Here is an 11,791-nt window from a genome sequence, read left to right as displayed (position 1 = left end):
ACCGCGCGCAGGGGCGGCTTCTCGACGGCACAGCGCGCGATCGCGAGCGGGCAGCGCGGATGGAACCGGCAGCCCGCAGGAGGGTCGAGCAGGTTCGGGATGTGCCCGGGGATCGCCTGCACGCGCTGGTCTGGCCGCGACAGATCGGGCACGGCCGCGAGCAGGCCGCGCGTGTAGGGATGGCGCGGGCGGTCGAACAGCAGCACCGCCGGCGTACATGACGACGATGCGCCGGCAGAGCGCACCGATCACGCCGAGATCGTGGCTGATCAACAGCAGCGTCAGCGCGCGCGTGCGCACCAGCTCCTCGATCAGCCGCAGCACCTGCGCCTGGATCGTGACGTCGAGCGCGGTGGTCGGCTCGTCGGCGACCAGCAGCTTCGGCTCGCCGGCGAGCGCCATGGCGATCAGCACGCGCTGGCGCATCCCGCCCGAAAGCTCGTGCGGGTAGCGGTCGAGCAGGCGGTCGGGCTCGGGCATCCGCACCGCGCCGAGCACTTCGGCGGCTACGGCGCGGGCTGCCGCGCGCGGGCGCATGGCCTTGCCGGCGGCGCGGTCATGCGCGCGGATGACGTCGACCATCTGCGCTCCGATCGAGAACACCGGATTCAGGTAGGTCATCGGGTCCTGGAAGATCATCGCCACACCGGGCCCGCGCAGCCGCGCCAGCGCCGTCTCGTCCATCGCGAGTACATCCGCGCCGTCGAACCGGATCGTGCCCGAGAGCACACGACCGGGCGGCATCTCGATCAGCCGTGCGATCGAACGGGCGAGCACGGACTTGCCGCAGCCCGTCTCGCCGACGATGCCGACGGTCTCGCCCGGCTGGACCGCGAGGTCGATGCCGTCGAGCACCTGCGCGCGGCCTTCGAAGCCGTCGAACGCAAGCCGGTAGTCCACGATATCGAGCAGCGGCGCCGTCACCCGCGATTGCTCTTCGGGTCGAGGATGTCGCGCAGCCCGTCGCCGAACAGGTTGAAGCCCAGCACGGTGAGATAGATCGCGAAGCCCGGGAACACCGCGTACCACCACCAGTTCGGCATGTAGGTGCGCGCGACCGAGATCATCGCCCCCCACTCGGGGGCCGGCGGCTTGGCGCCGAGGCCGATGAAGCCGAGACTCGCGGCGGCGAGGATCGCGAGCCCCATGTCCATCGACGCCTTGACGATGATCGGCGAGGTGCAGTTGGGCAGGATGTGGACGGCGAGGATGCGCGCATGCGAGGCGCCGACCGAACGCGCGGCCTCGACGAAGGGCTCTGAGCGCAGCGCGAGCGCCTTGGCCTCGACCAGGCGCACATAGCCCGGCCACCACACGATCGAGAGCGCGACGATGCCGTTCAGGATGCCCGGGCCGAGTGCCGCGACGATGGCGAGCGCCAGCACGATGCCGGGCACGCTCAGGAACACGTCGGTGATGCGCATGATCACGGTGCGGGTGAGCCCACCGAAATAGCCCGCGGCGATGCCGAGCGGCGTGCCGATCGCGGTCGCGACCCCGACGATGGTCAGCCCGACCCAGAGCGAGGTGCGCGTCGCGACGACCACGCGCGAGTAGAGGTCGTTGCCCATCTCGTCGGTGCCGAACCAGTGCGCGGCCGAGGGCGGCTTGAGCCGGTTCGCGAGGTTCATCGCCCCCTCGGTGTCCTGCGGATAGGGCACGATCCAGGGGCCGATGGCGGCGAGCACCAGGAACACGACGACGATGGCGAGCCCCAGCATCGACGAGGGGCTGCGCGAGAAGCTCCAGGCATAGAAGCGGAGCTGGCGCAGGCTCGCGGCATGGCGCTCGGCGAAGCCCGCGCGGGCGACGGCCACGCTCACGTGGCGCTCCGCAGCCGCGGGTCGAGCACGCCGTAGAGCAGATCGACGATCAGGTTGACGATCATGAAGTTGAGGCCGATCAGCAGCGTGACGCCCATCACCGGCTTGAAGTCGCCCGCGATCGCCGAGGAGACTGCATAGAGCCCGATCCCGGGCCAGTCGAACACGGTCTCCACCAGCACGGTCGAGCCGAGCATCCAGCCGTAGCGCAGCCCGATGATCGCGAGCGTGGGCAGCATCGCGTTGCGCAGCGCATGCACGCAGATCACCCGCATCGGCGAGACCCCATGCGCGCGCGCGGCGGTGACATAGTCCGAGGACAGCACCTCGATCATCTCGGCGCGGTTCACCCGCAGGATCGAGGCGAGGCAGGGGAAGGACAGCACCAGCGCCGGCAGCACCGCGTGGGCGAGCGCGTCGCGGAACGTCTCGCCCTGGCCGGCGAGCAGGGAGTCCACCAGGTACATTCCCGTCACGAACGGCGGCACCGGTGTGGCGACCTCGAGTCGGCCCGAGGTCGGCAGCCATTCCAGGTTCACCGAGAACAGGAGCTGGAGCAGGATGCCGAACCAGAACGCCGGCAGCGCGATCAGCGAGACCGCGATGAAGCGCGTCGCGTGATCGGGCGCACGGTTCTTCAGCGCCGCCGAGAGCATCCCGAGCGGCACGCCCGCGGCGATGCCGAGCGTCATCGACAGCAGCACGAGCTCGAAGGTCGCGGGGAAGAAGCGCGCGAGATCGTCGACGACCGGCCGTGTCGTCACCAGCGAGCGGCCAAGGTCGCCGCGCAGCAGGTCCGCGATGTAGCGGACGAACTGCTCGGGCAGCGGGCGGTCGAGCCCGTATTCGCGCCGGATCGTCTCCACCATGTCGCGCGTCGCATCCGGCCCCGCCGCCAGCGCGGCGGGGTCGGACGGGGCGACATGCGAGACGACGAAGGTGATGCAGACGAGGCCGAACAGCATCAGCCCGGTCAGCCCGATCCTCCGCGCCACATAGCCCAGCACGCCGATCTAGGCCGCGTCGATCCAGATCGGATAGAGATCGACCTCGCCGGTGAGCCGCAGCGGGCAGAAGGTGAATCCGCGCACCCAGTCGCGCATCAGCCAGCGGCGGTTGGCCAGCATGCCGAAGATCTCCGGCTGCAGGGCGACCACGCGCTTCTGGATCTCGGCGTAGAGCGCGTTGCGCTTGGCGTCATCGGTCTCAACCCGCGCCTGATCGACCCAGGTGCTGATCTGCGCATCGGTCAGGTGGTGCATGCCCCAGAAATTGCCGTGCGCGCGGGTATGGTACTTGCCCGCGATCACGTCCGGGTCGGTCGAGACCGGCGTGACATAGACCGAGACCATGTCGGGTGCGGTCTCGGCGCGTGCGCCGCGCGCGACCATGGTCGGCCAGGGCTGGCCGACGATGTTCACCTTGATGTTCAGCGCCTGGAGTGCGTTCAGCAGCACGAGCCCGATGCGGCGCGGATCCTCGAGCCCCTGGACGTGCACGTATTCCAGCTCGAACCCGCCGTTCGGATGGGCGCTCTTCGAGAGGAACTCGCGCGCCTTCGTGAGATCGCGCCTGGGCATGTCGGGCACGGGGATGTAGCCCGGGATCGGCTCGGGGAAGGGGCTGGTCATCAGCGACGCGCCGCCGTTGTGGATCTGGATCAGCGCGTCGTAGTCCATCGCGTGGGCGATCGCCTTGCGGACGTTCAGGTCCGCGGTCGGCCCGCGCGTGGTGTTCATGGTGATCGCGAAGGTCGTGATGCCCTTGTGGTCCTCCGGGCGGATGCCGCGCTGGCCCTTGAGCTGGTCGAAATCGTCCGCCGGCACCTCGGTGATCCAGTCGGCCTCGGCGCGCAGCAGCAGCGCGCGGCGCGGCGCGGGCTCGCGCACGATGCGGTAGATCGCGCCGGAGAGGCGACGCTCCTCGCCCATCGGCCAGCCCTTCCAGTAGTCGGCCACGGTGTCGAGATGGATGATCGACTGCGGCTCGAAGCGGCGCAGCCTGAACGGGCCGGAGCCGGCGTCGTTGACCGTCAGCCACTTCTCGCCCCAGTCGTTGCCGTCGACATTCGCCTGCACCTGCTTCGGGTTCACGATGAACCAGAGCGGGATGAAGGTGAGGAAGCTGGGCATCGGCCGTGACAGCGTGAAGCGGACGGTGTGCGCATCGACCGCGGCGATCGCGTCGGGCGCCAGCACGTCCTTCAGCATCCAGGCCACACCCTTGTTCATCCGGAGCCCGCGCTCGAACGAGTAGCGGACGGCCTCGGCATCGACCGGGTCGCCGTTGTGGAACTTCGCATTGCGCACCAGATGGAAGGTCCAGACGGTGCGATCCGGACTCGCCTCCCAGCGCTCGGCGAGCCAGGGGACGATCTCGGGCGGGTTGTTCACGTATTTCGCGAGCGCGTCGTAGAGCGAGCTCTGGATCATGCGCGTCGACCAATCGTAGCGCACATGCGGATCGAGCACCGGCACCGGCTGGCCGCCGGCGAACACGACGATCTTGCGCGCGCCGTCCCGCTCGAACCCCACCACCGGCGCGCCCGAGGCGAGCAGCCCCGCGGCACCAAGCCCGACCGTCAGCGCGCCGCGCCGGCCGATCATCAGATCGTTCATGTGTCGTCCCTTTCCCTCACTCGGCCGCGGCGCGGGTCTCCGCCCGTCGCGCGCGGCTCGCCTCCTCATCCAGAGTGCCATCCTCGCGCAACACCACGCCATAGTCGCGTGCCGCGCTCTCCGCGCTGATCCGCCCATCGGCGAGATCGGCCGCGATCGCGGCAAGCGGACGCGCGCGCGGATCGCCGTAGCCCGCGCCGCCACAGAGCAGCACCTCGGCGATCTCGCCCGGCTCCGTCAGCGTGACGAGCTCGCCGGTGCCGGCATCCTTCAGAACCGCGCCCGAACGGTCGCGCACGCCGCCCCAGGCGCGCCCGCCGGGCTGCCCGCCGAACAGGCCAGGCATCGGCACGCGCACGCCCTCCGGGTAGAGCGAGGCGAGCGTGGGCTTGCCGTCGGCCGAGAGCTTGCGCAGCCGCACCCGCTGGCCGAGCCCACCGCGGCGCGTCCCGGGGCCGCCGGTGTCGGTGACGAACGCCTTCTCCTCCACCAGCACCGGCACGCGCTGCTCCAAGAGCTCGATCGAGGTGTTGGCCGCCGAGGTCGGCCAGAGCAGCCCGGACTTCCCGTCGCCCGCGCCGGACGCACCCTGCCCGCCGCCCATGAAGAGGTGGTCGGAGTAGAGCCTGCCGTCGATTTCGTAGCCGTAGATCGAGATCGACACGGGCAACCCGGTGGCGGCCTGCACCGCGTCCGGCGCCGCCTCGCTGAGCGCGCGGAAGATGTTGGGGGCGATGTACCAGCCGGTGCGCGTGCGCAGGTTCACCGAGGCGGGCTTGGTACAGTTCAGCATCGAGCCCTCGGGCGCCTTCACCGTGAAGGGGCGGTAGCAGCCGGCATTGCCGCGCACGTTCGGCGAAAGCATGCATTTCAGCGGATAGGTCGCGTGCGCAGCGGTGTAGTTCAGCGTGCAGTTCAGCCCGCCGCGCGGCAGCTGCGCCGGCGTGCCCTCGAAGTCGAGCTCGATCGCATCGCCGGCGACTGTCACCTTCAGCGGGAAGGTCTGCACCTCGCCGAGCGGGTTGTTCTGCACGGTCGAGTGGTAGATGCCATCGGGCAGCGCGCGCACCGCCGCGCGCATCGCCGCCTCGGCGCGGTCCTGCACCACCGCGGCGAGCGCCTTCAGGTCGTGCATGCCGTACTCGTCCATGAACGCGAGGAGGCGCTCCGCACCCAGCGCATTGGCCGCGATCATGGCGTGGATGTCGCCGAGCACCTGCCAGGCGTTGCGCACGTTCTCGGCGATCAGCGCGAACAGGTCGTCGTTTGCGACACCCTCGCGGACGAGCTTCATCGGTGGGATCTGCAACCCCTCCTCGTAGACCTCGCGGGCACGCAGCGCGTCCTTGGTGCCACCGATGTCGGAGACATGACCCACACAGGTCATCAACGCGACCATCCGCCCATCCTTGAACACCGGCGTGGCGATCGCGATGTCGAACAGATGTCCGGCGCAGAGCCACGGGTCGTTGGTGGTGAGCACATCGCCCGGCTTCAGCGTCTCGGCAGGGAAGCGCTCGAGCAGCGCCTTCGCCGCCCGCTGGACCGTCAGGTTGAACACCGGCATGGCGCGCGGGGAATGCGCGAGCGTCTCGCCCTCGGGGTCGAGCAGTTCGCAGGCGAAATCCTGCGCCTCCGAGATGATCAGCGAGAAGGCGGTTCGGCAGACCGTCAGCCACATCTCCTCGACCACGGTGACCAGCCGGCTCCACATGATCTCGAGCGCGATCGGATCGGACTCGATCCGCGCCATCGTCTCGGCAAGCGGCATCTCCCGCGTGACCACCGCGTCCCGGATCGCCATCCTCACGACCGCGATGCGCAGGTTGCCCGCCGCGTCGACGCTGAGCGTATCGCCCGGCGGCACGATCGTGGTCGCCTCGCGCTCCTCGACGATGGCGGGACCGGCGATCCGGTCCCCTTCCTCGAGCGCGTAGCGGTTCCAGACCGAGGCCTCGTGCCAGGCATCGCCGAACCAGCAGCGCCGGCTGCCCTTGCGCTTGGCGTCTCCTGCGGCATCGGCGCCGGCCTGGCGCAGCGCGAGTTCGGGCTCCGGGCCGACGACACGGACACGGAACGACAGCACCTCGATCGCGGCACCTGTGAACAGCGCGGTGTAGCGCGCGGTGTAGACGCGCGCGAAGGCCTCGCGGATCGCCTCCAGGCTCGCCTCGCCGAGGGCGCCGTCGGGCAGCGGGACGGTGATGTCATGCACCTGGCCGACCAGCCGCATGTCGGCCGAGCGCTCGACACGCATGTCCGCTGCCGCCACGCCGGACCCTGCGAGCAGGTGCCGTCCGTCGGCCTCGAGTGCGTCCAGCACCGCGTTCGCCGCCGCCGCGTCGAAGCCCGGCGCGAGCACCATGGGCTGCGAGCGCACCTGCTCGAACGAGAGCGGTGCCACCAGGAACCCTAGCGCGGAGGCGGCGCCGGAGGCTGGCGGCACGATCACCTCGGCGACACCGAGCGCGCGCGCGACCATCGCCGCATAGGCCGGCCCCGCGCCGCCGAACCCGACCATGGCGTAGCGCCGCGGGTCCTTGCCCTTCTCGACCAGATGCACGCGCGCGGCCGCCGCCATGCTCTCGGTGACCACCTTGGCGATGCCCCAGGCGGCATCTACCGCCGACAGGCCGATCCGCGCCCCGACCGCCGCCACGGCGGCCTCGGCGGCGGCCGTGTCGAGCGTCATCCGTCCGCCGAGGAAGAAGCCGGGATCGTACCAGCCGAGCACCACATTTGCGTCGGTGACGGTCGGTTCGGTCCCGCCGCGGCCGTAGCAGGCGGGACCCGGATCGGCGCCGGCCGAATGCGGGCCGACGCGCAGCAGCCCGACCTCGTCGATCGCCGCGACCGAGCCGCCGCCGGCACCGATCTCGATCATGTCGATCACCGGCGCCTTGATCGGCAGGCCCGATCCTTTCTTGAAACGATGCACGCGGCCGGCTTCCATCATCGCCGTGACCTCGGCGCGGCCGTCCTCGATCAGGCAGGCCTTGGCGGTGGTGCCGCCCATGTCGAAGGAGATCACGTCACGCTGGCCGGCGCGTGCGCCGAACAGGGCGGTGGCGAGCCCGCCGCCGGCGGGTCCGGACTCCAGCAGCCGGATCGGGAAGGCGCGCGCTGCCTCGGGCGACACCAGCCCACCCGCCGAGTGCATCAGCCGGAGCGCACCGCGGAACCCGCGCGCCCACAGCTCGCGCTCGATCCGCGTGATGTAGCGGTCCATCAGCGGCTGCACGTAGGCGTTGGCGCACGTGGTGACGGTGCGCTGGAACTCCCACAGTTCCGCGACCACGTCCGAGGAGATCGACACCGCGAGGTCCGGTGCGACGCGCCGCACGATCGCCGCGGCCTCGCGCTCGTGGGCGGGGTTGCGGTAGCTGTGCAGGAAGGCGATCGCGACCGCCTCGACGCCTGCGTGCCTCAGGCGCCGCGCGGCCGCCTCGACCGCGGTCCCGTTGAGCGGGGCGACAACGTTGCCGTCGCGGTCCATCCGCTCCGGCACTTCGAGACGGTGGCGGCGTGCGACCAGCGGCTCGGGATAGCGCAGGAACAGATCGTAGATGTCGTAGCGCTGCTCGGTGCCCATCTCGAGCAGGTCGCGGAACCCCAGCGTGGTCATCAAGCCAAGTCTCGCGCCGTTGCGCTCGATGATCGCGTTCGTGACGAGCGTCGTGCCGTGCAGGATCTCGCCCACCTCGCCAAGGGTGATACCGGCCGCCTCGGTCACCTCCGCGAGGCCCTGAAGCGCGCCGACCGACGGGTCGGCAGGCGTGGTGAGGCACTTGTGCAGCCGGATCTCGCCCGTCACGGCATCGGCGAGGATGAAATCGGTGAACGTGCCGCCGATGTCGAAGCCAATCCGCCAGCGTGTGCGCATACTGTCCCCGGAGTCCAGCCCTGTGGGCGGAGCCTAACCTGGAATCCTCACACGCCATAGGCTTGCGGCCGCGGCCGGATCTGCACGCGAGCATCCCCGCGACGCCGGGCCCCCGTGATGGCGAGTGCAGGATGATCGATACGATGTCGGTGCAATGCGCGGTGAACGGCGGCGGGAGCGTCCGATCCGGCGGCGAGCGATCGCGACCCGCCCTGCCGTAGCGGACCATCCGGCCGCTCCGCGACACCGGGACCAGGGCGCCGCCGGAGGCGCCCGGCCCGTTTGGCGCCGCCGCCGGATCAGGGACGCGGAACGACCCTCTGCATGCCAGGCCGGCTCAGAGCTCCAGCATCACCTGGAAGCCGCCATAGATGAGCCGCTTGCTGTCGAAGGGCATGGGATTGGTGTCTGGCTTCAGGCGCGGATCGACCATGACCTCTGCCATCCCCGCGTCGCGCCTCTCGCGTGACGGCCAGATGATCCATGAGAACACCACCGTCTCGTCCGGCCGAGCCTTGACGGCCATCGGGAAGGAGGTGACCTCGCCGTCGGGCACGTCCTCGCCCCAGCATTCGACGACTCTGAGGGCGCCGTGGTCCCTGAACACCGTGGCCGCCATCTCGGCGTGCTGGCGGTAGGCCTCCCGGTTCGCGGTCGGCACCGCAGCGACGAACCCGTCGACATAGCTCATTGTCCTGTCGTCCTGTTCAGCGGCAGGGCATCCGGCCAGCGCGCCGGCACGTCACGCGGCGGGCTCGTTGATCGCCCAGTGCAGCCCGAAGGGATCGCGCAGCATTCCCCAGCGGTCGCCCCAGAACTGGCGCTCGAACGGCATCTCCACGACGCAGCCAGCGGCGACCGCGCGCGACCACCAGGCATCGCCATCGGCGACCACGAGCTGGAGGTGGAAGCCCTGCGGCTGCGGCACCGGTGCGCCGTCGCAGCCGCCGTGGTCGGTGATCATCAGCGCACCACCGTTGATCTCGATCTGTACATGCATGAAGCGACCGGGCTTTTGCTCGTCGGGGAAGCGGCCCAGGTCGCGCGCTCCGAAGGCGTGGGCGTAGAACTCGGCCGCCTCGCCGGCGCGGCCGTTGAGGCCGAGATAGGGAATGACCCCGCGCATCACGGAAGGATCAGGGCGCGTCGCTGCGGGCATGGTGTCGTCGGGCATCGGGAGCTCCTTGGCTGCCGGGGTCGGGAGGAGGGTGGTCGATGGCAATCTGCCTGCAGCGCCAGGCGCAGGAACTCGGCGCCGATCGCCGCATCCTCGGGGCCCGCCTGCGCAGACGCGCGGCGGTGTGATAGCGTTGCGGCAGCGATACCGGCGCCGAGTCCGCGGCCGGATCGCCCGTGCAGCCGGTGCCAGGCGGGGGTTCGCAGGCGTGCAGTCGGATCATCCGGGCAGTCGGCCATCCTCGTCTCCTGGGCCGGCGTAGCGTGGCCATGCCGCAACGAATGGCCTTGACCGTAAAGTTGATATCAACGTAAATGGACCATGTCAAACCCCGCTGATGTGACACGCGAGACGGCGGCGCATGTGCGGGACCATTGCCTGTGCCTGCACGTCCAGCGTGTCGCACGCGCCCTGGCGCGACGGTTCGACGAGGCGTTCCGTCCGCTCGGTCTGACGAACGGCCAGTTCTCGCTGCTGATGTCGTTGACCGGCCCGGAGCCGCCGACCATGGGCCGGGTCGCGTCGTTCCTGGCGATGGACAGGACGACGGTGACGGCGGCACTGAAGCCGCTTGAGCGGCGCGGCCTAGTGGAGGTGCGGCCCCACCCGACCGACCGGCGGAGCCGGGTGCTGGTGTTGACGCGCCCTGGGCGGGCGTTGCTGACCCGCGCCGTGCCGATCTGGAAGGAGACGCACCGGGCGCTGGAGCGTCTGCTGCCGGGGGGTAACGCGGATGCGCTGCGCGCATCGCTTGGAACGCTGGTGTAAGGGATGTCCGTGAAGCGGGCTGGTCCGGATGGGGCGCGGTGGCCTGTGCCCGGTCACGACGGTCAGGGCCCGGGAGGGGTGGTGGCGACCGGGATGCCGCCGTGCGGCGCGCTGTGCTAAGGAGCCCGGGCGAGGCTGTCGCAAGCGTCCCCGTAGCTCAGCCGGATAGAGCACCAGATTCCTAATCTGGGGGCCACAGGTTCGAATCCTGTCGGGGACGCCACTCCCGAATGAAACTGAGAACTCGTGCCTGACCCTCCCCGCATTGGTGGTCCGGGGGCTATTTTCTTTCGGACCGATGAGGAGGTTGTGATGGGTAGGAAGCGGCACGCGGTCGGGGAGATGATCGGGAAGCTGCGTGAGGCGGAGGTGCTGATCGCCCAGGGCCGCAGCGTTGCGGAGGCGGCGAAGGCGCTGGACGGCGACAAGGGCTTCGGGACCGCAGGTCGTCCAGAGGACACACCCAGGACTTCATCGCCGAACTGCGCGAGATCAACGTCACGCCGCACGTGGCGCAGAACACCAGCGGACGGCGCTCGGCGATCGACCGCCGCACCACCCGCCACCCCGGCTATGTCGTCAGCCAGCGCATCAGGAAGCGGATCGACGAGGCCTTCGGTTGGGCCAAGACGGTGGCCGGGTTGCGCAAGGCGCGGCACCGCGGCCTTGCCAAGATCGACTGGCAGTTCACCCTCGCCATGGCCGCCTACAACCTCGTCCGCCTGCCGAAGCTCCTGAGCGCGACGACATGACGCACGGAGTCTGCCCAGCGTGTGCCACCGACCACGAAGATCGGCCGACGACGCGGGCTACTCGGCGTCGCAACCCACAAAACAGCTCTTTGCCGCCGCCAAACACACGCCTCTGCAACTGCTTTTCAGCAGCCTGCTAGTGGAGCACCCGGCGGGTGCGACAGCGCCGGATCTGTGCCGCAACCGTTTGCTCAGCGCGGCCCCCCGGCGATGCCGAGCTTCTTCCGCCAATCATCGTCGCGCGGCATGGACGGATTGGACGGCCGTTGCAGGTAGTAGGGGATCAGCGGCTTGTAGAGCCCATAGAGCCGCCGCAGCTCGGCAATCGGCTCATCGTTCTCGTCCACGCGCAGGTCCACCAGCGCATAGGTCCGTTCGTGATGCACGATCAGAGCGGACGAGTACTGCCCCGCCACCTGGCCGCCCGCGTCGCGACCAGCTTCCAGGGAGACGAGAAGCCTGTGTGCGAGTTCGCCCTCTGCGGCCAGGAAGCCATCCATCATCGCCTGTGCGACCTTGTCGTTCGACAGCCGGTTTCCCGCGACGCAAACGTTCTTCGCTGCGATATGGCCGCGCCATTCCTCGTTGCACGAGCCGGTACGCGCCGCCGTGTTCCCATCCTTGTCGATGACCATGATCTGGCGCCACTCGATATTCTCCCGACCGTCGCTCTCCTCCAGCTCCAGCAGGACCTTAGAGCCCATCCGGGAAGTTCTGATTCACGCTGAGGAGGTTGCGGCGAGGCGTCGGAGCATGATGCGGATCATGGC

General features: G+C 69.7%; 9 protein-coding genes, 1 tRNA gene and 1 pseudogene. 3 read left to right on the top strand and 8 right to left on the bottom strand.

Features of this window, described 5'->3' with window-relative positions; genetic code table 11:
- From ACTIFU_RS19185 to ACTIFU_RS19155, 7 genes are all read right to left on the bottom strand, one after another.
- Positions 1 to 924 (bottom strand): ATP-binding cassette domain-containing protein (locus tag ACTIFU_RS19185; RefSeq protein WP_439579926.1); only part of this gene is annotated, 924 nt, incomplete at its 3' end.
- Entirely contained in the window at positions 921 to 1,823 is a 903-nt protein-coding gene (locus ACTIFU_RS19180; protein ID WP_439579925.1) for an ABC transporter permease, read from the bottom strand. The genes ACTIFU_RS19180 and ACTIFU_RS19185, both read right to left, overlap by 4 nt.
- Positions 1,820 to 2,830, bottom strand: a complete 1,011-nt coding sequence (locus tag ACTIFU_RS19175) for an ABC transporter permease (protein WP_439579924.1) — start codon at positions 2,828 to 2,830, stop codon at positions 1,820 to 1,822. Before ACTIFU_RS19175 ends, ACTIFU_RS19180 begins: the two co-directional genes overlap by 4 nt.
- A gap of 6 nt (positions 2,831 to 2,836) precedes the next feature.
- Positions 2,837 to 4,441, bottom strand: coding sequence for an ABC transporter substrate-binding protein (locus ACTIFU_RS19170; RefSeq protein ID WP_439579923.1), 1,605 nt, complete (start codon positions 4,439 to 4,441; stop codon positions 2,837 to 2,839).
- Positions 4,442 to 4,457: 16 nt separating this feature from the next.
- Positions 4,458 to 8,324 carry a hydantoinase B/oxoprolinase family protein gene (locus ACTIFU_RS19165; RefSeq protein ID WP_439579922.1) on the bottom strand — a complete coding sequence of 1,289 codons (3,867 nt, stop codon included), beginning with the start codon at positions 8,322 to 8,324 and terminating at the stop codon, positions 4,458 to 4,460.
- Positions 8,325 to 8,661: 337 nt separating this feature from the next.
- On the bottom strand, positions 8,662 to 9,015 hold the full coding sequence (locus ACTIFU_RS19160; protein WP_439579921.1) for a DUF1428 domain-containing protein: 354 nt from the start codon (positions 9,013 to 9,015) through the stop codon (positions 8,662 to 8,664).
- A 51-nt stretch (positions 9,016 to 9,066) separates the two neighbouring features.
- A complete protein-coding gene (locus ACTIFU_RS19155; RefSeq protein ID WP_439579920.1) occupies positions 9,067 to 9,498 on the bottom strand; it encodes a VOC family protein in 432 nt (143 codons plus the stop codon).
- A 324-nt stretch (positions 9,499 to 9,822) separates the two neighbouring features.
- Between ACTIFU_RS19155 and ACTIFU_RS19150 the strand changes: the two genes are divergently transcribed.
- The 3 genes and pseudogenes from ACTIFU_RS19150 to ACTIFU_RS19140 form a co-directional block, all read left to right on the top strand.
- A complete protein-coding gene (locus tag ACTIFU_RS19150; protein WP_439579919.1) occupies positions 9,823 to 10,269 on the top strand; it encodes a MarR family winged helix-turn-helix transcriptional regulator in 447 nt (148 codons plus the stop codon).
- 146 nt (positions 10,270 to 10,415) lie between these two features.
- Positions 10,416 to 10,492: transfer RNA gene (locus ACTIFU_RS19145), tRNA-Arg, on the top strand.
- Between the two features lie 238 nt (positions 10,493 to 10,730).
- Positions 10,731 to 11,021: pseudogene (locus ACTIFU_RS19140) on the top strand (transposase); the annotation flags it as partial.
- A gap of 191 nt (positions 11,022 to 11,212) precedes the next feature.
- Here ACTIFU_RS19140 and ACTIFU_RS19135 read toward each other — a convergent pair.
- Entirely contained in the window at positions 11,213 to 11,725 is a 513-nt protein-coding gene (locus tag ACTIFU_RS19135) for a DUF1028 domain-containing protein (protein WP_439579918.1), read from the bottom strand.
- Between the last annotated feature and the right edge of the window lie 66 nt (positions 11,726 to 11,791).

Origin of the sequence: Elioraea sp. (assembly GCF_051860475.1) — a bacterium.
Taxonomy (GTDB): Bacteria; Pseudomonadota; Alphaproteobacteria; order Acetobacterales; family Acetobacteraceae; genus Elioraea.
The sequence above is the reverse complement of the archived record's forward strand: the minus strand, read 5'-3'. Positions and strand labels throughout refer to the sequence as shown.